Annotated in this window: 17 protein-coding genes and 5 tRNA genes; 13 read left to right on the forward strand and 9 right to left on the reverse strand. The window is 42.8% G+C overall.

The genetic code is table 11. The annotated features are described in order from the left end of the window. The first annotated feature begins 8 nt into the window (after positions 1–8). The 6 genes from sps_RS05350 to sps_RS05375 all read left to right on the forward strand — a co-directional run bounded on the left by sps_RS05350 (position 9) and on the right by sps_RS05375 (position 2,352). Positions 9–1,385, forward strand: coding sequence for an MATE family efflux transporter (locus tag sps_RS05350; protein WP_077751588.1), 1,377 nt, complete (start codon positions 9–11; stop codon positions 1,383–1,385). Positions 1,386–1,742: 357 nt separating this feature from the next. Beyond that, positions 1,743–1,819: transfer RNA gene (locus sps_RS05355), tRNA-Val, on the forward strand. A gap of 32 nt (positions 1,820–1,851) precedes the next feature. Continuing rightward, positions 1,852–1,928: transfer RNA gene (locus sps_RS05360), tRNA-Val, on the forward strand. A gap of 44 nt (positions 1,929–1,972) precedes the next feature. Then, positions 1,973–2,049: transfer RNA gene (locus sps_RS05365), tRNA-Met, on the forward strand. Positions 2,050–2,093: 44 nt separating this feature from the next. Continuing rightward, positions 2,094–2,170: transfer RNA gene (locus tag sps_RS05370), tRNA-Met, on the forward strand. A 105-nt stretch (positions 2,171–2,275) separates the two neighbouring features. Continuing rightward, positions 2,276–2,352 (forward strand) — tRNA-Val (locus sps_RS05375). Between the two features lie 196 nt (positions 2,353–2,548). Here the strand turns inward: sps_RS05375 and sps_RS05380 are convergent. Beyond that, entirely contained in the window at positions 2,549–3,790 is a 1,242-nt protein-coding gene (locus tag sps_RS05380) for a malic enzyme-like NAD(P)-binding protein (RefSeq protein WP_077751589.1), read from the reverse strand. A gap of 244 nt (positions 3,791–4,034) precedes the next feature. Further along, positions 4,035–4,877 carry an outer membrane protein OmpK gene (locus sps_RS05385; protein ID WP_237157995.1) on the reverse strand — a complete coding sequence of 281 codons (843 nt, stop codon included), beginning with the start codon at positions 4,875–4,877 and terminating at the stop codon, positions 4,035–4,037. A gap of 305 nt (positions 4,878–5,182) precedes the next feature. Here sps_RS05385 and sps_RS05390 point away from each other — a divergent pair, with 305 nt between their 5' ends. After that, entirely contained in the window at positions 5,183–6,304 is a 1,122-nt protein-coding gene (locus sps_RS05390; RefSeq protein ID WP_077751591.1) for a pyridoxal-phosphate-dependent aminotransferase family protein, read from the forward strand. An 801-nt stretch (positions 6,305–7,105) separates the two neighbouring features. On the opposite strand, the gene sps_RS05395 is transcribed toward sps_RS05390, so the two are convergent. From sps_RS05395 to sps_RS05405, 3 genes are all read right to left on the reverse strand, one after another. Then, the gene (locus sps_RS05395; RefSeq protein ID WP_077751592.1) at positions 7,106–8,542 is read right to left on the reverse strand and encodes an NCS2 family permease; all 1,437 of its coding nucleotides are present in this window, start codon (positions 8,540–8,542) and stop codon (positions 7,106–7,108) included. Positions 8,543–9,120: 578 nt separating this feature from the next. Next, positions 9,121–9,555 carry a GlcG/HbpS family heme-binding protein gene (locus sps_RS05400; protein ID WP_077751593.1) on the reverse strand — a complete coding sequence of 145 codons (435 nt, stop codon included), beginning with the start codon at positions 9,553–9,555 and terminating at the stop codon, positions 9,121–9,123. Between the two features lie 135 nt (positions 9,556–9,690). Further along, the gene (locus sps_RS05405; RefSeq protein ID WP_077751594.1) at positions 9,691–10,491 is read right to left on the reverse strand and encodes an IclR family transcriptional regulator; all 801 of its coding nucleotides are present in this window, start codon (positions 10,489–10,491) and stop codon (positions 9,691–9,693) included. 338 nt (positions 10,492–10,829) lie between these two features. On the opposite strand from sps_RS05405, the gene bhcB reads away from it, so the two are divergent. The 6 genes from bhcB (at position 10,830) to sps_RS05435 (ending at position 17,239) form a co-directional block, all read left to right on the forward strand. Beyond that, the gene (gene bhcB / locus sps_RS05410) at positions 10,830–11,807 is read left to right on the forward strand and encodes a beta-hydroxyaspartate dehydratase BhcB (protein WP_077751595.1); all 978 of its coding nucleotides are present in this window, start codon (positions 10,830–10,832) and stop codon (positions 11,805–11,807) included. 49 nt (positions 11,808–11,856) lie between these two features. Continuing rightward, positions 11,857–13,005, forward strand: a complete 1,149-nt coding sequence (gene bhcC, locus sps_RS05415; RefSeq protein ID WP_077751596.1) for a 3-hydroxy-D-aspartate aldolase BhcC — start codon at positions 11,857–11,859, stop codon at positions 13,003–13,005. 283 nt (positions 13,006–13,288) lie between these two features. Then, positions 13,289–14,287 (forward strand): iminosuccinate reductase BhcD, encoded by a 999-nt coding sequence (bhcD, locus tag sps_RS05420; RefSeq protein WP_077751597.1) that lies wholly within the window; start codon positions 13,289–13,291, stop codon positions 14,285–14,287. 125 nt (positions 14,288–14,412) lie between these two features. Beyond that, the gene (locus tag sps_RS05425; protein ID WP_077751598.1) at positions 14,413–15,714 is read left to right on the forward strand and encodes an IS4 family transposase; all 1,302 of its coding nucleotides are present in this window, start codon (positions 14,413–14,415) and stop codon (positions 15,712–15,714) included. 97 nt (positions 15,715–15,811) lie between these two features. Continuing rightward, positions 15,812–16,261 carry a YtoQ family protein gene (locus tag sps_RS05430; protein ID WP_077751599.1) on the forward strand — a complete coding sequence of 150 codons (450 nt, stop codon included), beginning with the start codon at positions 15,812–15,814 and terminating at the stop codon, positions 16,259–16,261. 114 nt (positions 16,262–16,375) lie between these two features. Beyond that, positions 16,376–17,239: an urea transporter gene (locus sps_RS05435; RefSeq protein WP_149027219.1), complete on the forward strand. Its 864-nt coding sequence runs from the start codon at positions 16,376–16,378 to the stop codon at positions 17,237–17,239. On the opposite strand, the gene sps_RS05440 is transcribed toward sps_RS05435, so the two are convergent. From sps_RS05440 to sps_RS05455, 4 genes are all read right to left on the reverse strand, one after another. Next, a complete protein-coding gene (locus sps_RS05440; protein WP_077751601.1) occupies positions 17,233–17,859 on the reverse strand; it encodes a TetR/AcrR family transcriptional regulator in 627 nt (208 codons plus the stop codon). The two genes, sps_RS05435 and sps_RS05440, sit on opposite strands and share 7 nt — an antisense overlap. 176 nt (positions 17,860–18,035) lie before the next feature. Continuing rightward, positions 18,036–19,232, reverse strand: a complete 1,197-nt coding sequence (locus sps_RS05445; RefSeq protein ID WP_077751602.1) for a urate hydroxylase PuuD — start codon at positions 19,230–19,232, stop codon at positions 18,036–18,038. Positions 19,233–19,281: 49 nt separating this feature from the next. Further along, positions 19,282–20,571, reverse strand: a complete 1,290-nt coding sequence (gene guaD, locus sps_RS05450) for a guanine deaminase (RefSeq protein ID WP_077751603.1) — start codon at positions 20,569–20,571, stop codon at positions 19,282–19,284. Between the two features lie 77 nt (positions 20,572–20,648). After that, positions 20,649–21,167, reverse strand: coding sequence for an ureidoglycolate lyase (locus sps_RS05455; RefSeq protein WP_077751604.1), 519 nt, complete (start codon positions 21,165–21,167; stop codon positions 20,649–20,651). Positions 21,168–21,178 lie beyond the last annotated feature (11 nt).

Consider the following 21,178-nt stretch of genomic DNA (forward strand, 5'->3'; position numbering starts at 1 on the left):
CAGTTTTCATGAATCAATTCGGCTTTCAGGCCAAACGTTTAGTACAACTCGCACTCCCTGTACTCATAGCCCAAGTAACGCAAACCATGATGGGTTTTATCGACACTGTTATGGCAGGTCGAGTCAGTGCAGTCGATATGGCTGCCGTAGCAATAGGGACTAGCTTGTGGTTGCCAGCACTGCTATTTGTTCAGGGGTTGCTCCTCGCGTTTACCCCAGTATTTGCCCATCATCATGGGGCAAACAACCAAAAAGCAATACAACCTCTCGCCTTTCAAGCTGCCTATATTGCCATAATAGGCAGTCTAGGTGTGATACTGTTTCTCAGTTTCGCTGAAAACATCTTTATCATGATGCAATTAGATCCTGAACTCGCACGCCTAAGTATTGGGTATCTTGATGGCTTCGCCTGGGGTGTACCCGCATTCGTCTTATATCAAGTGCTCAGAGGCTGTAGCGAAGGGATCTCTTATACATTACCAACGATGGTAATAGGGTTTGTCGGTTTAGCGGTCAATATTCCGGCTAACTATATATTCATCTATGGACATTTTGGCATTGAGCCTATGGGCGGTGCAGGCTGTGGTATTGCAACAGCGCTGGTATTTTGGGCCATGTTGATTGCTATGGTGATCTATATGCAACTGCATAAACGCTTTGAAGAGTTAGCCCCCTTTAAGTCTTTCCATAAGCCTCATTGGCATACTATCTGGGATATGACTAAACATGGGTTCCCCATTGCTATGGCTCTGTTCTTTGAAGTCAGTCTATTTGCTGTTATTGCTCTCTTACTTGCGCCACTCGGGGCAAATGTGGTTGCAGGGCATCAAATAGCACTTAACTTTTCATCCATCGTATTCATGTTACCGCTTTCTATTGGTATCGCTGTCTCGATACGTGTCGGCTATTATTTAGGCCAGGATAAAAGTGAGATTTCAGCACTCGTCACTAAAGTAGGGTTAATTATCTCATTTACGCTAGCCATGCTAACTGCAATTATCACGGTTCTATTCAGAACTGAGATAGCCCACTTATATAACAATAACCCTGAAGTGGTGACTTTAGCCGGAAGCTTGATGTTCTTTGCCGCGCTTTATCAGTTATCAGACTCTGTACAAGTTGTCGCTGCAGGAGCACTACGAGGCTATAAAGATACCCGAAGTGCCTTGTATATTACATTAGTGTCTTATTGGGCTATTGGCATGGTGATAGGTTACCTACTCGCCAGAACGGATATCGTGGTTCCGGCCATGGGCGCACAGGGGTTCTGGATAGGATTAATAGCTGGACTCACAAGTGCAGCAATATTATTTGCCATAAGATTACGTTATATCCAGAAATCAGGTTTCAAGAAAGCGGCTTTAGAAGATAACCCTGCACAGTAAATCCTCCCTCTAGGGTATAATTTAGGTGAGCAGTGCTAATATATTGATTGAAAAGTAACTTGTGAGATAAGCTTCAAAGGCTTTTCTCACATATTTCGCACTAGAAAAGAGCAAGTTGCACAGCAAATCGCCGTTTAACCAATAAATGTATATTTTTACTTGCAACCTAAGCACCATACTCCTACTATAGCGCTCGTTCCAAGGCACTAGCCAAACGAACAAAGTAAAGTCGGACACGGGATGAAGCAGTATAAAAGCTACTCGGACTTAACTTTTTATGAAATCAAAGCGAAGGTCGTTGCCTTATTTTATAAAACGTAATCCAGCTCCCGCAACCAATTCTTTATTAAGTGTAATACAACCGTAGCTCAGTTGGTTAGAGCACTACCTTGACATGGTAGGGGTCGGTGGTTCGAATCCACTCGGTTGTACCAATTCTTAAAAGAAGAAAGTGAAACGACACAATACAACCGTAGCTCAGTTGGTTAGAGCACTACCTTGACATGGTAGGGGTCGGTGGTTCGAATCCACTCGGTTGTACCAATTCTTTATAAGTAGAATTAAAACAACTTATGGCGTTCATCGGACGCGGGATGGAGCAGTATGGTAGCTCGTCGGGCTCATAACCCGAAGGTCGTTGGTTCAAATCCAGCTCCCGCAACCAATTCTTTATAAGCAGAATTAAAACAACTTATGGCGTTTATCGGACGCGGGATGGAGCAGTATGGTAGCTCGTCGGGCTCATAACCCGAAGGTCGTTGGTTCAAATCCAGCTCCCGCAACCAATTCTTTATAAGCAGAATTAAAATAACTTAGTGGCGAAGGTGTCGATGCCCTACCCTGATAAAAAATATTCCAGTTCACTCAATCATCGTTAAAAAAAATACAATACAACCGTAGCTCAGTTGGTTAGAGCACTACCTTGACATGGTAGGGGTCGGTGGTTCGAATCCACTCGGTTGTACCAATTCTCTAAAAAAGAGAATCTAGCCAGCGAGAGTTGGTTTTTTTGTGCCTAAATTCCCAGAACTCCCCAAGCCACGAGCCAACAGTCGGCTCCTATAGTCTCAACAGACGCACTTATCGATTCCTATAACACCAGAATTAAAAAAGCTCAGCCTGTAAGACTAAGCTTTTTATGGGCATAAAACGACGATATGCAACTAATCATTATAGTGATCAGGCATGGGCAGAATGGCTACGCCTGAGTCTACGGCAGCTTGAGCGACGGCTTTAGCCACCTTATTACACAATCTAGGATCCATAGGACGTGGAATGATATAGTCACGACTGAAAGTTAACGCGCTTTCACCACTGGCTTTCAGCACACTTTCAGGCACGGGTTCTTTTGCTAACGCACGTATCGCATGTACCGCGGCTATTTTCATCTCCTGGTTTATTTCTCGCGCTCTTACGTCCAATGCCCCTCTGAAGATAAATGGAAAGCACAATACATTATTCACTTGGTTTGGATAATCGGAGCGGCCAGTAGCCATAATAAGATCATTCCGGACCGAATGAGCAAGCTCTGGTTTTATTTCTGGATCTGGATTTGAACACGCAAAAACAATGGGCCTTTCAGCCATTTTTACTAACTGTTCTGTAGAAAGCAGATTAGGCCCAGATACCCCAACAAACACATCCGCTTCTTCAATGGCATCATCTAAGGTGCGTTTATCTGTATTATTGGCAAATAAGGTTTTGTACTCATTGAGATCTGTCCTGCGAGAATGAACAATCCCTTTGGTGTCCAACATATAAATTTTTTCTCGCTTAGCGCCACATTGAATAAGTAGTTCCATGCAGGCAATCGCTGCTGCTCCTGCACCTAAGCAAACGATAACAACATGTGCAATATCTTTGTCTTGAATGTCTAAGGCGTTAAGCATGGCTGCTGCGGTGACGATGGCCGTACCATGTTGATCATCGTGAAATATCGGAATGTTGCAGCGCTCCTGTAAGGCTTTCTCAATGATAAAACAATCCGGGGCTTTGATATCCTCAAGGTTTATACCGCCAAAAGTGTCAGCTATGCTTGCTACTGTGTTAATGAACTCCTCCGGAGTCTCATGAGTTACTTCTATATCGAAAGAATCAATATTGGCAAAACGTTTAAACAAGAGCGCCTTACCTTCCATCACGGGCTTTGAGGCCATAGGCCCTAAATTACCTAACCCTAAAACAGCACTCCCATTAGAAATGACTGCGACAGTATTTCCTTTACCTGTGTACTTATACACATTTTCGGCATTATCAGCTATCTCACGACAGGGCTCAGCAACACCAGGGCTATAGGCTAACGAAAGATCTTCGCTAGTTTCAGCCTCAGTCGTTATTTCAATGGCTATTTTTCCAGGAGTCGGAAAAGCGTGGTAATCCAGCGCACGTTGTTTAAAATCGCTCATAAGTAACCTTCAAGTATCTATAAAAGTGTGACTGAAATTCAGCTAACTGTGGATTTAAAATCAGAAAGTGTCATTAGCTCGTTGCTGATTTCATCATTGTTCATTTTGAAGAGTTAGCAAACAATGGAGCCCACTGCATACTAACTCCTAGGTTCTGCTAGTTTTACGACTCAGATCCCTCGTTGCTATCTAGATAGCTAAATGGAACGCCATTCATGAGGGCTAAAGCCCATAGACTGGTGAGTTAGAATCGCCATACAGCTAAAAACTGTGCAGTGTTATCATCGGTTCCTTTTTCACCTAACTTGTTTTTCCAGTATTGGTATTCAATACCAACAAACAGCTGGTTTGCTTTGGTCCCTAACACTTCACCTAAATCTAATCGAAGCTGCGGCTGGAATAAAATCCAATACTCAAGATCTGTAGTGCCAAAGTTATTGGTTTGCTGACGACCGTCAATGTATTCTAAGTGCCCTTCTATACTCCAACTTGTTGAACCTAGTTTGAAAGGATATGCCCAGGCGAAATCAACCATAAAGCTTGAGTCTTCATCAACAACGGTAAACACAGGAGATGAGGCGCTACCACCGCCTTGATGCATGTAACCCGTTACATCTATTTGCGCAAAAGCAAAGCCTGGTAAATCTAATGAGAATCTAACGCCAGGCAGCACCCACATACTGTCTACTTCTGGAGCAAAGTTAAAACCAGCCACTAAGCCTATATCTTTTACTGGACCAAAAGAGAGGTCGTTACCGGTAATGGCGCCTAAGCTAAAGTTTGAATACCACTCACCATAAAACTCACTGCTATCCTCAACGGGAAAGTTGGCATTGTTGTTTACGTTGTAGCGACTGTAGTCAACGAAGAAAAAATTATCACCGTATTCCCAGCCTCCAGCATGTTGAAAAGTGATAATGGTTGTGTCGGCTGTACCACCTGTACCCACTTGCTCTAATTCACCAAAAGCTTGTAGCTGTACTTCAGTGTTGCTCCATAACTCTGCCGAAGTGCTAGTCGCTATTAGTGCTGACGATGCAACAACTGCTATAGCAATAATATTGTGGATTTTATTGGTCTTCATCATTTACCCTTCTAAAGTTATATTATTTATATTTGTATAAGGCCTAAGATTTATAAACAAACCACTGCGAAGTCAAATAAACTTATTAACGTCTGGTTAGATTGAACGATTTAAATAAGCCCACAGCACCCTGTTAACACCAAGTTAAATCAAATTTAAAGTTACAAATATTGATACTCATGTCAACTTATATTTTAATCAGCTTTCTTGTTAACTTCTTTTTTTAAAAGCGGCCAAGCCTAAAAACTTGACTGACGTGTCAGGTTTTGTTATCAAATAATTAAATAATCAAATAAAGGCGTATAAAAATGAATTTTCAATCTTTTAATCCACCCCGTAGGATCTTAATGGGTCCTGGTCCTTCAGATATTAGCCCTGAAGTTCTTGCTTCACTATCAAGGCCAGTCATTGGTCATTTAGATCCACTGTTTGTTGGCATGATGGATGAAGTAAAAGCGCTCCTTCAGTATGCTTTTCAGACCAAAAATGAGTTCACCATTGCACTGTCAGCCCCAGGCTCTGCTGGGATGGAAGCCTGTTTTGTCAATCTAGTTGAAGCTGGTGATAAGGTCATAGTCTGCCGTAATGGTGTGTTTGGCGATCGTATGATCCAAAATGTCACCAGAATTGGCGCAGAAGCGATAGTCGTCGACTCTCCTTGGGGCCGCGCTGTTGAAACAGCCAAAGTAGAGCAAGCATTAATAGCCAACCCAGATGCTAAATTTGTCGCATTTGTACACGCAGAGACCTCTACAGGAGCGGTCTCTGACGCAAAAGCCTTATGTGCCTTGGCGCAAGAGCATAACTGCTTATCAATTGTCGATGCAGTGACCTCTCTGGGCGGTATTGAGCTTAGGGTTGATGACTGGGGCATAGATGCTATCTATTCCGGTTCGCAAAAATGTTTATCTTGTGTCCCCGGCCTATCCCCTATTTCATTCAGTGAAAAAGCGGTCAATGTGATCAAAGAGCGTAAGACACAAATTCAAAGTTGGTTTTTAGATCAATCACTTGTTATGAGTTATTGGTCCGGAAAAGGTAAACGTAGCTATCACCACACAGCCCCAGTAAATTCATTATATGGCCTACATGAGTCGCTAGTTCAATTACAAAACGAAGGCATAGAAAACCGCTGGGCGCGGCATCAGACTCAACATGAAACTCTGGCTAAGGGTCTGAAAAAAATGGGAATTGAGTTTATTGTTCCTGAAGATGAGCGCTTACCTCAGCTCAATGCCATTTACATTCCAGAGGGGGCTGATGATGTAAAAGTAAGAAACTACCTTCTGAATCACTATAACCTCGAAATTGGTGCGGGTTTAGGTGATTTTGCAGGTAAGGCTTGGCGTATCGGAATTATGGGATATGCGGCCAGAAGTGAAAATGTCGCGCTATGCTTAACCGCCCTAGAAGATGCGTTGAACCAGTAAGGAAGCCCCACAACAGCTTCCACAATGCGAAACCAAAAACAGATCCAAACTCGCATTCCGGCATAAATTGAAGCTTAAAAAGCAGGGATTAGCATAAAAACAGGCAAGACTTCTGATGAAGTTTTGCCTGTTTTTTTATAGTAAATTGTCTATAAACTATATTAAACAATAAAATACCCACAAGTTAATCTTTATACAACTCTAGAAGACTCGTTAAAATAAATATATTAAATAAAACAGTAGAGCTAATTAACCACAGAAATAAAGCCCCACCATTGAATTTTTAAAGTTAAAATCATCAGCCACCACAAGAATTAAATTAATTACAACCTGACAATTTAAAACTCATTAAACAATATTAATAACATCCAAAAACTGAACCTAATTCAATTTAAACTCGAAAAGTAAATTAACCAAAAACCATGATCAAACATTAAAATATTAAGTTTAACGTTTTTTACTAGGTATTATTCAAGGTACCACTAAATAAATATGCCCTTCTCCTTTCTGTTCCCCGGTAAATAAGCTAACTGAACTCGGTTCATGACATGTGACTTAACACCAATCAAATAAAGATGCGATCTTGTCGGCGTTAGTGTAGATGGTTGATTTGAAGAAAATGAATAAGGAACAAGTGATCACTGTAGAAGGCGTGCAACACAACACAAGCCGCCGCCACATCAGTATAACGCCAACCCTCTCAGTGTCCCCTTAAGCCATATAGACACATGTCGGTGAAACCACAGATACAAAAAAACCCTTCAAAAGAAGGGTTTATAATATAAAAGTGAACCTATGTAATTAAGGTAGGAAAATAAACTTAGCGACGAAGAGTAAGGTCAGCGCCCACACTCCCTTAGAGACTTGGTCAGACTTACCGGCACCGAGTTTCAACACGGTATAAGTGATGAAGCCAAAAGCGATACCGTTCGCGATAGAGAAGGTTAAGGTCATCATTATCGTCGTACACACTGCAGGCGCGTATTCAGTCAGATCGTCCCAGTTCAGGCCTTTAAGAGAGCTCATCATTAACATAGCAACGTAGATGAGTGCACCATCAACCGCGAAACCAGGTAGCATCTGTGCAAGGGGCAAAAAGAACATGCCCACAGCAAACAACAGGCCAATAGCAACAGCCGTGAGGCCCGTACGCCCTCCAACAGCAACGCCGGCAGCAGATTCAACATAAGAGGTAACAGGAGGACAACCGAAACCAGTACCAATAACAGATGCAATCGAATCAGCTTTTAAAGATTTACTTAACCCTTCAATTTTACCGTTTTCATCTTGCAGGTTTGCACGCTCGGCAACCCCCATCAAGGTGCCCGCGGTATCAAAAATATTAACAAATAGAAAAGTGACAATGACAGGAATTAACGCAACTTGAAACGCGCCAGCAATATCTGCTTTCCACAAAATGGGTTCAAGAGCAGAGAACTCAGGCACAGCCATCAACCCCGTGTAACTCACGAAACCAGAAGCGGGAGCAAAAGACTTTGCCGCTTCTGACACAACGAAGAAATCAGTTGGTAAAACCCAGGTCATGGCAAAAGCAATAAATGTTGTGGTCGCAATACCAATTAAAATTGCACCGAAAACCTTACGGTAACTAAGCACAGCAATCAGTAAAAAGCTTAAGAAACCTAAAGCGGGTGCTTCTGGACCAAATTTACCAAAACCGAAATGGGTTAAGTCCGCAAGCGCGACGATGTTATCAGGATCAGAGACAACAATCCCAGTGAAGCGCAAACCAATAAAACCAAGAAAAAGTCCAACACCGGCTGTCATAGCGAGTCGCAAGCTCATGGGGATACTGTCTAGCATCCACTCCCTGAGGCGCGTGACACTCATCAATACAAACAAGACACCCGAAAGGAAAACGGCACCTAATGCAATTTCCCAGCTATAACCCATAGAGCCCACTACAGTGAACGTGAAGAAGGCATTAAGCCCCATCCCAGGCGCCAGACCCACTGGCCAGTTTGCGTAAAGCCCCATAAGAATCGTTGCAATAGCCGCCCCGAGACACGTCGCAAGAAATAACCCATCGAAAGGCATACCTGTTTTAGACATGATAATAGGGTTTAAAAACATGATGTAAGACATTGTCACGAAGGTTGTAAGCCCTGCTAGAAGCTCAGTTTTCACCGTGGTATTATGCGCTGAAAGCTTGAATATGCGCTCTAAAATACCAGTTTTACTGTCTTGTTTATCGTACGTTTTGCTAACCTGTTCCATAACTACAGTACTCTTGTTGATTGATATAAAAGGTCATTTTTTACTATTTAATATTTGACCTGCTTAATGCTGAACTAAGTATCCAATAGCTAATACCAGCAGTGGCTAATTTTTAGAAAGAGGCTGTGTTGGACCCAATTTCTTTGTAGCTAATCCAATAGAACATAAAAGAAAAACAAAGTTAACAACTAAGACACACTTTGGATTTCACATTATGGAAACGTTTTGCAGGGTAGAAAATTCGACTACAGGGAGAGGCTAATAACGGCATCAATATGAAGTTAAAAACACCATGTCAGTGGCATTATCCAGTCTATCTCACCTCATCTGCGGCATTAGATAGAAGCTTGATAGATTGTATGAATAATCGTTATCGCCTTAAAAGGGACTTAGCAGAACGGTCAACTGGACATAAATCAGACACATCTTTGACTGACAACTGACTTTAGCCGGCAAAACAATGACATTAAGGTGATTAAAGGTTTTAAATATCAAATTTCTACCACCGGGCGATGGTAGGGTTATCAGACACATGTAGGTGTAATGTCATTTACCTAGTCAATAAGTACCTAGGTAAGCTATTGAGAAGCAAATTGATTAAACGTATCTACTCCAGCTTGAGCACAATCTAAATCTTGCGCAGGGGCACCTGAACTCACCCCGATCCCCCCAATCACCTTGCCATCAAATGTAATGGGCAACCCCCCTCCTACGATACAAAAACGACCTCCCATGGCAGTATGGATGCCAAAAAGATGATTGTCATGTCCAGGGACACAGGCTTGATTGACTTCATGAGTCGCCTTACGAGCCGATGCTGCGGTGAATGCCTTATCATGAGACAGGGTAATACTGTGTATTTTACCGCCATCCATACGCTCAAAGGCAATTAAACTTCCGGATTCATCGACAACAGAGATACACATAGGTACTCCCAACGACTTAGCTTTATCAACAGCACCTTCTATAATCAGCTTTGCTTCCGCTTGATTTAATCGATTTACGGTTAACATTTCTTATCCTCATCAACTTAAAAAATAATGCCAATGCGCCTTTACTGCATCATCAATAATCCGACGTATCATCTCAACTGGGACTCGCTAATATGATACTCATGATAGAAGGGCTGGCGTGTTGCGCTTATATGCTTAACCCGGTGAAGCGGGTTCTTCTACATAACCAAGCTCAGCAGATAAATCCTTACCTGCTGCAATTATGTCATGTACCCATTCATTCTTGCGTCGCTCGATGGGAGCTGACACAGATAAACCAGCAACCACTTCACCGTATCTGTCATGTAGCAAGACACCGATACAACCGACCCCCATCTCAGCTTCTTCATTATCGAAAGCATAACCTTGCTCGACACAGGCCGTACATTCATTCACCAGCGTATCGAATGATGAAAATGTCTTACGTGTATAGGCGGGCAAATTAGTCCGTTGAACGTAACCTTTAATCCCTTCTTGACCTTCCATGCCCAACATCATCTTACCGACCCCAGTAACATGCAAGGGAGCCCGACTACCAATAATCTGTTGCACATGCATCATCCTATTTGGAATCGCTTTTTCAATGTAAATGACGACATCACCTTCACGTGTCGTGAGGTTGATGGTTTCACCAAATTTATCCCGTAATTTTTCCATATAGGGTATGGCTACTTTGCGAAAATCGATATTAGTATTGGGGTAATTACTCAGCCTTAAGAGCCTGCCACTTAATAAATACTTACCCTTGGCGTCTCTTTCAACAAAGCGATTATCGATTAACGAGTGCAGTATACGAAAGGCTGTTGAAGGCGCTAAGTTGGTATCTGCACTCAAGGCTTTAAGTGTGACCGGCATGGAGTAGCGTGATATTGCATCTAACAACATCGCGGCTCTATCAATCACTTGAATTCGAGTTTTTGTTTTAGTTTTAGTTTTTTCAAGACTATTACTGCTCATAATCACAACGCTTATTTTGAAAATATAGTTAAAAATACAATAAAACTAATTCCAAAATGATGCAAATTAATTTCACATTATGAAAACCGCAAAAAACCAATTTGCAAACCAAAGATAAACACCAATATTTTCAACTAATTAAACTAATAGCACCGTAGTACACACTTACAGATTCCACAATGCGAAATTCAAACCGATTGCGTGAAATTAGTAGCTTCCATAAAGTGAAATTGAAATTTATCAACTGAAGCAATCACTCGCATCGCTAAGTCAACATTCAATTCGGGTGAGTCGATGTCCGTCTACAACGCTAGCAGGATGAGTATTGAGAGGAAAATATGAGTAGTGCAACCGAACCGACAATGTACATTCCAACCTATGATGATGTGCTAGTAGCTCATGAACGCATTAAACCCTTTATTCATGAAACACCAGTATTAACGTCTCGTTTTTTGAATGAAAAAACAGGTGCAGAGCTATTTTTTAAATGCGAAAACTTGCAAAAAGCAGCAGCATTTAAAGTACGTGGAGCCTGTAATGCAGTATTTGGCCTAACCGATGAAGAAGCTAAAATCGGTGTAGCTACCCATTCTTCAGGCAATCATGCGCTGTCTTTAGCCTATGCAGCAGGACAACGTGGCATTGAGGTAACCGTCGTGATGCCAAGAACCGCTCCTCAGGCTAAGAAGGATGCCGTGATAGGTTATGGCGGTACCATTGTCGAATGTGAGCCATCTACTAGCTCTCGTGAAGCCGTATTTAGCGAGGTGGTAGCACAATCCGGTGCAGACTTTGTTCACCCTTATAACGATCCACGAGTTATCGCTGGTCAAGCAACCTGCTCTAAAGAATTGGTCAATCAGGTTGAAAATTTAGATATTGTGATCGCCCCCATTGGTGGCGGAGGCATGATATCAGGAACCTGTCTCACTTTATCCACGATTGCCCCTCAGATTAACGTATACGCGGCAGAGCCCCTCAATGCCGATGATGCTGCGCGCTCATTAAAAGCTGGATACATCATCGCAGATGATGCCCCAAATACCGTCGCCGATGGCCTTAAAGTCCCCTTAAAAGATCTGACTTGGCACTTCGTAAAAAACCATGTGACCGATATTTTAACCGCTACCGAAGAAGAGATCGTGGCTGCGATGAAACTGATTTGGATGCGCATGAAACTGGTTGTAGAGCCTAGCAGTGCCGTTACTCTGGCGACGATTTTGAAGAACCCTGAAATATTTAAAGGCAAACGAGTCGGGATCATTATTACGGGAGGCAATGTTGATTTAGACAAGCTTCCCTGGATGGATAAATAAGGCCAATCCGCGTTGGTAAACTAATAACTATTAATAGATGGAGATTAACATGACAACAACTAACGATTTAGAAGTGGGTTATGACGTTCCGGCATTGCCGGGGATGGCTGAAGCCGATATTCAAACCCCCTGTTTGGTGGTTGATCTAGACGCGCTAGAAAGTAATATTCGAAAAATGGGACAATTTGCTAAAGAGATGGGGGTTCGCCATCGAGTGCATGGCAAGATGCATAAATCTGTAGATATTGCCCTGTTACAAGAGCATTTAGGGGATAGCTGTGGTGTATGTTGTCAAAAGGTTTCAGAAGCAGAAGTGTTTGCCCGTGGGGGGATCAAAGATGTTTTGGTGTCAAACCAAGTGCGTGACCCAGCCAAAATTGACCGTTTAGCCCGCTTGCCAAAATTAGGAGCTCGTACCCTTTGCTGTGTTGATGATATAGACAATGTGGCTGAACTCGCCGCGGCCGTTAAAAAGCACAATACTGAAATTGAATGTTTAGTCGAAATAGACTGTGGCGCTGGTCGTTGTGGTGTCAGCGAAGGTCAACCCGTTGTCGATATAGCTAAGGCCATTGCCGCAACACCAGGGCTGAAATTTGCAGGAATTCAGGCTTATCAAGGCGCGATGCAGCATATGGAAAATTTCCTGGAACGCAAAGAAAAAATCGATATCGCCTGTGCCATGGTCGCACGTACGGTGGATATGTTAAAAGAGGAGGGTCTTGAGTGCGATATCGTTGGTGGTGGTGGCACAGGCTCCTACTACTTCGAAGGTAACTCTGGTGTGTTTAACGAACTACAGTGTGGCTCTTATGCATTTATGGATGCGGATTACCAACGGATCCATGATAAGGATGGCCAAAGAATTTCTGAATTCGAAAACTCGCTTTTCATATTAACTTCGGTCATGAGCCACACGAAAGCTGATAAGGCTATTTGTGATGCGGGACTTAAGGCACAGTCTGTGGACAGTGGCTTACCTTACATCTATGGCCGTGATGATGTGGAGTACATCAAATGTTCGGATGAACACGGTGTGATTTCAGACCCAAGCGGCGCGTTGAGAGTCAATGAAAAATTAAAGCTTGTTCCTGGCCACTGCGATCCAACCTGTAATGTACATGATTACTATGTAGGTGTTCGTGACGGTAAAGTGGAAACTCTGTGGCCTGTGTCAGCTCGCGGAAAGGCCTACTAATCCCGATTATCACCAGTCTATCAACCAGCAAGATAAGTTTCACGTTTCTCCCAAAAGCGAGGATAAAAGAGTTTTTAGCTAGCGCTTCATTAGTTCCCAACTAACTCAATGCCCCTGTATTTATCAGGGGCAATATCGAAGTATTACAGCCTTTTAAACTCGCCTTTGGGAGTTTTTTAGTCCTCCACGAACATAGCAGGCAGGCTAATAATAAACGTATTCTGTCTATTTTCTCCCCCCTTAACATTCATCTAGGGGTTGCCATTATTCTAGGAAATAAACAATGAGTCATTCAAATCAAAATAATAGTAAAGGCATAACTGTAGTATCTGAAGCTGTATGTCAGCAGGTAATGGGACGTGCGGATGCCTTCACCGCCGTAGAAAACGTATTTTCAGCCATGGCAAGAGATACCGCCTACAATTTCCCCGTGATCCGTGAAGCCATTGGTCATGCCGATGCCCTTTATGGCTTTAAGTCAGGCTTTGACCGCGTCGGCATGGTGTTAGGTTTAAAATCTGGCGGTTATTGGCCAGGCAATATCGATAAAGGGCTCACTAATCATCAATCCACAGTTATTTTATTCGATCCAGATACTGGAAAGCTCAACGCTCTTGTTGGTGGCAACTATTTAACCGCAATACGGACAGCAGCCTCATCTGCGGTGTCGATTGCTCACCTGGCTAGACAAGATGCAAACGTATTGGGCATGGTCGGTGCTGGACACCAATCAACATTTCAATTACGTGCAGCTGTTGAGCAGCGTAATTTTAAAAAAGTAGTGGCATGGAACAAGGAGCCAGAGAAACTGACTAATCTTGCCGTCATATGTGAAGAGCTAGGGCTCCCCTTTGAGTCTGTAAGCCGTGAAGCGCTTTGCGCCCAAGCTGACGTGATTATTACCATAACGTCGGCATTTGAAGCTTTAATCGACCAAAGTTGGATTAAGCCAGGAACCCATATTGCCTGTATGGGAACAGACACCAAAGGAAAACAGGAAGTTGATGCACACCTCCTCGCAAGAGCGAGAGTTTTTACCGATGAGTTAACACAATCGACCACCATTGGTGAGGCCCAACACGCGATAGCTGAGGAGCTAATTAACGAAGCTGACATCATTCCAATTGGTGATGTCATCAATGGCACTAAAGCGGGTCGAACCTCTGATGATGAAATTACCTTATTCGATGGTACTGGTGTGGGGTTACAAGATTTAGCCGTTGCCTCGGTTGCAGCTGAATTGGCCGAAGCCAAGGGGCAAGCAAGCTATTTTAATCTATAACCTACATCGTCATTTGTAAAAGCCTCCCAAGGGGTAATGCCGATCATTTAGTGATTTATCGATCGGTTGACTGATCTTCTAGATGCTTCAGAATCCGAGTCCTATCTCTAGGTCTCGGATTTTTTATGCAAGTTTCCCAAGCTTTTGACATGATCAACCAACTCAAGCCCCATCAAGTTGAAACCCTCGCAGATTTACTCCCTCTGGAGTTGATAGAGGAAGCGTATTCATTAACTGAAACAGTCACGATTAGAAAACGTAAATTAACACTAGAGTCAATGGCTTGGCTTATTATTGGAATGGCTATCTATAATGATAAGTCGATGGCTCACATCATTAACATGCTCGATATCGTTGATAGAGAGGGCAAGCCATTTGTTGCTCCGAGCGCATTAACTCAACGACGAAAAAATCTCGGTGAAGCGGCAATGAAAGCTCTGTTTGAGTGCACTCAAGCTCACTGGAATCGTGAAGCTCTACATCCAAACTGGAATGGACTGACGTTACTGGGAGTCGATGGTGTAGTCTGGCGGGCGGAAGATACTCCCGATAATGCAGAAGCCTTTTCTCGACAAAAAGAGACTCAATATCCTCAAGTTCGTATGGTCTGCCAAATGGAATTGAGTAGCCATCTTATTACCGCCAGTGCTTTCGATGATTACGCCGTTAATGAGATGATTTTGGCCGAAAAGCTTATCGACTCCACACCGGATCATAGTCTGACATTGTTTGATCGAGGCTTTTATTCTCTAGGGCTACTTTATCAGTGGCAATCCACAGGTAACGAGCGACACTGGCTAATTCCGTTGAAAAAAAATGTCCAATATGAAGTGCTCCGCAGCTTGGGGCGCAACGATAAAATCGTTCAATTAAAAAGTAATCCACATGCCAGAAAACGATGGCCTGAGCTGCCTTATGAGCTGGAAGTTCGGCTGATAAGTCGAAAGATTAATGGCAAGGAATACTCGGTTTTGACATCAATGATAGATCCCATGCGTTATCCCGTTGCAGACATAGCTGACTTATACGTGCATCGATGGGAAATAGAATTAGGTTATCGAGAGCAAAAACAATACATGCTAGGTAATCGTTTAACGTTGAGAAGTCGACTGCCAGAGCTTGTAAAACAGGAGTTGTGGGGGATCTTACTCACCTACAATCTAGTGCGTTATCAGATGGTGAAAATGTGTCATCAACTCAAAGGGGATTATCTCCCTTATCAGTTGAGTTTTAATGGTTCTTTGGCTCATATTTTGAGGCTATTAGTGGGTTTGCCCTACTCGACACCAGGTGCAATTCCTCGTCAGCTTAAATATTTCTATGAAATGGCTGAAAGCCTGATTTTAGAGCCCCGACGAACTCGGTCTTTTCCTAGAACGGTCAAGCGCAGACCACAGAAATATGCCAGAAATAAAAAATGCCAGTAAGCTTAACTTACCGGCATTACTCCCAAGCAGGCTTTTACAATCTCAGGGTTCTGGTTTAAGTTTGCAGCGTTAACAATAATAAGGTGTAGGAGCAATGATGAAATTAAATGTGTATCTTTCCGGTGAAATACATACGGATTGGAGAGTTCAGATCATTCAAGGCTGTCAAGATGCCGATTTAAATATCGAGTTTTCTTCGGCAATCACAGATCATGAGGAAAGTGACAGTGCCGGAGATATGCTTGGTGACGGTCAGCTTGATGAGAAGCAAGGATTTTGGCGAGATCATAAATCAGCAAAGGTAAACGCAATAAGAACGAAAACATTAATAGCCGCATGCGATATCGCCATTATACGCTTTGGTGATAAATACAAGCAGTGGAATGCCGCCTTTGATGCAGGCTACTGCGCCGCCCTTAACAAACCTTATATCACGTTACACAGTTCAGATATTATTCACCCTCTTAAAGAGGTTGATGCTGCTGCCCATGCATGGGCTACCAGTGTTGACCAAGTTGTGGCAAGCCTGAAATACCTTTGTAAGTAGCCAAGAGATCAATCTCATTGAATAACATTGGGACGCTCGATTCATGCCGAGTTATTGGTAAGTATTATCGTTAGGTTTAATGCCCATAATAAGCATCTATAACAGGTAACTGATTTGACGTCCCCTATTTCCCCCCTTATTTCCCTTGTTCTAGGTTTACTGCGTGGTTTTTCTCAGATCATGCTTCAAAAGAGTGCACTAACTGGCCTCTTGTTTGTGATCGGTGTTGGCGTTAACTCTTTGGCTATGATGTTAGGGGGTATAATTGCGACATTATCTAGCTTAATCACAGCGAAACTCTGTCGATATGACAAAGAACTTATCAGCAATGGCATCTATGGCTACAATGCTGCGCTAGTTGGAATCGCAGTGTTTTACTTTTTACCCATCAGTCCGCTTTCGCTAATTCTTCTTGTATGTGCAAGTGTCCTATCCACTATCTTAATGCACTATTTGCTTATACGAATACCGGGGGCTTGTGTTTTTACCACGCCTTTTATCATCTCTACTTGGTTAGTCTTATTCCTGATTGATATGGCCGGAATAAGCGCATCGCCGGCGCCCTTATCATCCCAAGCTACCGCAGACTTTTACTCGCTGACGCGAGGCGTAGGTCAGGTCATGTTTCAGGGGTATTGGCTGTCGGGAGTCATATTTATTATCGGGCTAATATTTTATTCATACCAAGCCGCGATATGGGCAATAATAGGATCTGGGTTAGGAATGCTAACTGCGCGAGCTGTAGGGTTTTCTGAAGCTAATCTGGTAATGGGAGGTTATGGGTTCAACGCGAGTCTGGTTGCAATCGCACTCGCTGTACGCTATCCAAGCACACTCATACCAGCAGTCTTTGGCATCATGCTATCTGTGGTACTCACTGGGATTTTCGAGGCGTTTATGCTGCCAGCATTAACCGCCCCTTTTGTACTTGCTACTTGGCTAGTCATTGGTATGACAGAAAGAACATCATCTCACTGAATTCCACAGCCCTTTAGAATTAATTGAGTCAAAAAAGTCACCACATCTTCAAAATCATCATCGCTCATTGTTTGTTTATTTAAGGCCGCCACGACTTGCACATTAAAATCCGCGTAATGTTGAGTGGAACTCCAAATTAAGAACAACAGATGATGTGAATTGACCTTGTCCATCAAGCCTTGTTCAATCCAAGTATCAATCACACTCACTTGGCTCTGTAACCAGTCTTTAAAGTCGCCATAAAGGTAATCGTTCAACACTGGCGCACCATGGATCAACTCACTAGCGAAGATTCTCGAAGAATCTGGGTCGTCCTTAGAGTGCATGACTTTGGCCCTGATATAAGTGCTAAGCGCTTGTTTTGGCCCTTTATCAACACTTAATGTATCGTAGTCTCTGTTCCACACTTCTATAATATTGCTGAGCAATTGCCGATATAGGTCAGTTTTATCTTCAAAGTAGTAATGGATATTCGCGCGTGCAATATTTGCTCGCTCGGCAATTCGCTTAATGGAAGCACCTTTAAAACCATAAGTGACAAACTCTTTCTTTGCTGCATCGAAGATGACAGCCTTATTCTTTTGCCGAATATTGCCTTCCGAGGCTTTAACCTTTGCCACAAACACTCCAAGTCAAAAAGTGAACCAGCACCATCCATATAAGCGCTGTAAAAAAATAAATCAGTACCGTGGCTAACACCAAATTATCTTGGTATAAGCCACGGTACTGATTTTTAAATCATTAGATAGTAAAAGTTATTGGTTTTCAACCATAGCGGTACGCAGACCGCCATAATTTACTGACGACTGGTGTTCGCCAACCAAATCGCTAATGTTCTGCGCTCTTCATCCGTCATGTGCGTTTTATTCATAAATGGCATGTCTTTAGCGTCTACCACACGAGCTTGAATACGAGGTGCCCATTGTATAATACTAGCGGCATCAGAAAATACGATACCAGCTGGTGCAATGGTAAACACATCGTCAGTGGGGTGAGCAGAATGGCAACTGCTACATCTTTGCTCAATAATCTGTTGTACTTGACTGGTATCCACTGTTTGTCGTTTTTGCTCGGCGGTCAGTTCAGCTGAACGTGGTGCGATTATAAAAGCAAGAATGATAGTCGCCACAACCGATCCAACCAGCACTAGCGGCTTTTGCTTACCAAAGTGACGCAAAACAAAATATTGACGAACCGCTGCAGTAATTAAAATGATAGCAATGAGCACTAACCAGTTCGCACTATGGTTGTAGGTCATCGGATAGTGGTTTGAGATCATGATAAAAATGATCGGCAGCGTAGTATAAGTATTATGAGTTGAACGTAATTTTGCGTTTAAGCCATAAGCTGGATCCGGAGCAGTCCCCTCTTCAACCGCTTTAACTAAAGCGCGTTGAGATGGCATGATGCCAAAGAATACGTTACCGGCCATGATGGTACCAATAATAGCTCCCATGTGCATGTAAGCACCACGCGCACTAAACACTTGTGTCAAACCATAGGATAAAGCCGTTCCAATCAGGATTAAAATAAGCCCTAAAACTATCCCATGCTCTCTTAATTTAGTGCGTACTAACAACTCGTAACTGCCGACACCAATAACAATAGAACCTAGACCTATAGCAATGGCTTGAAATTGGGTTAAGTCAGCGACTCGTTTGTCGATTAAGTAAGAGTCAGCACCAACATAAAACATGAGTGACAGTAAAAGAAAACCGGTCAACCAGGTAGTATAAGCTTCCCATTTAAACCAATGCAAAGTGGTTGGCATCTGTGGTGGTGCCAATTTGTATTTGGCCACTTCGTAAAAGCCGCCGCCGTGAATAGCCCAGAGATCACCGCCAATTCCTTTCTCTTCTTTCCATTTTGGTGGTTTTTCTAGATGGTTATCTAACCAAACAAAGTAAAATGATGCGCCAATCCAAGCAATACCTGTAATGACATGTGCAAAGCGAATAATTAAATTTAACCATTCATTAATATAGGGATCCATAACCTTCCTCAATTCTTTTAATATTTATTTTTACGGCAATAGCGAGTGTCTACACTCGTTCACCCATAATATGAGTGGCCTTAACATGACGGTCATCGCCTAACATGCTTAACGTAAACAGCTTCTCTGACAGATCTTTGCAATGATGCATGCGTCTATCCATAAGTGGGGTAGCATGATAGTCGAGGAAAATGAAGTCGGCTTCCGCACCTTTAGTGAAGTTGCCTATGGTGCCTTCGAGATCTAATGCTTTTGCCCCGCCTAGAGTGGCCAAATAGAAAGATTGGAATGGGCTGAGTTTCTCAGCGCGAAGTTGCTGAGTTTTGTAGCCTTCGTTTAGGGTGCTTAACATTGAAAATGTTGTACCTGCACCTATATCAGTGCCGTAGCCCACATTGACGTCATATTTTTGCGCCTGTTTCAGGTTGAATAATCCACTGCCTAAAAACAGGTTAGAGCTTGGGCAAAATGCAATGGCCGATTCAGTTTCACCTAATCGCTTACATTCATGGTCATGCAGATGCACGCCATGGGCAAAGACACTTCGACGACCGAGTAAGTTACTTTGATCATACACATCTAAGTAACCTTTTGAATCTGGGAACAATTCACTCACCCACGCAATTTCACTGGTGTTTTCACTGATATGGGTATGTAAATAGACGCTTGGATTTTCTGCCAATAGTTCACCGGCTTTATTTAGTTGCTCAGTTGAGCATGTAGGTGCGAACCTTGGCGTGATGGCATATTGCAATCTATCTGTTTTATGCCACTTTTCAATCAGTGCTTTGCTGTCTTCATAACCACTTTGCGCCGTATCAGACAGATAATCAGGACAATTTTGATCCATCAATACCTTGCCGCAGATCATGCGTAATTTCTTCTGTTGAGCAACGGTAAAGAATGCCTCGACCGATTCTTTATGTACCGTACCAAATACAAGTGCTGTGGTAGTTCCAGCGTCAAGAAGTTGAGTTAAGAAAAACTCAGCCACTTTTTTACCGTGCTCTAAATCTGAAAATTGGCGCTCAAACGGGAAAGTATAATTTTGCAACCATTCAAGTAGCTGTTCACCATATGAGGCGATCATTTCAGTTTGCGGGTAATGCACATGAGTATCGATAAAGCCTGGCATAATGAGTCCATTTTCATAATGAATCACCTCAACGCCTTCATCTAACAGAGGTAACAACTCAGATGCTTCACCCACTTGATCAATCAAACCATCTTTAATGATTAACAACCCGTCTTCTATATGCTGGTAGCTTTCTTGTAGGGCAACTTTGGCGGGGTCAGCCAAAAAGTGCAATAACTCGCCTCGATAAACTTTTAACATCATACTTACCTTCTCATCGTATCTTTAAGTTCTTATTATCTCATTACGATATTTATTTTTTACATTGCAAAATCAAGCACTTACTCTTGCACCATTAAGAGTGAACCATCTAACTCCAGTGAGTCACAGTTATCCCCTTCGCCCCCTCTGTCAATGACTAAAAAGTCACTTTCACTCTCTAATGTTAGACAGAAATGATGCCAGGTCCCCTTGTGGTAATTCACTCCTTGACTCGATCTCGCGATAAAGACTTCAATATTATTGATATTAAATTCACCAGCAGGAGCCACAACCACTAAGAACGGATTGTTCCCCAAAGGAACAAATGCCTGGCTCCCATGGGGATGACGCTCCATCATCTTTATGGCTATGGGTTGCTCTAATGGCTTTGAGCGGAAAATACTGATCAAGGTATGGCCATCATTATCATTGACATCTACCTTAGCCAAATCGTGATAGCGATGAGTCAACCCGCCATTAATTGCAAAGTTTTTTGCATCGCTGCTGGCTTCAATCACATCACCAAAGGCACTAAAGGCTTCCCGAGTTAGAGGTTTTGCCGTGATGATCTGTAATTTATCCGTAATGCTGTTTTCCATTAGAGTACTCC

Origin of the sequence: Shewanella psychrophila, from assembly GCF_002005305.1 — a bacterium.
Lineage (GTDB): Bacteria > Pseudomonadota > Gammaproteobacteria > Enterobacterales > Shewanellaceae > Shewanella > Shewanella psychrophila.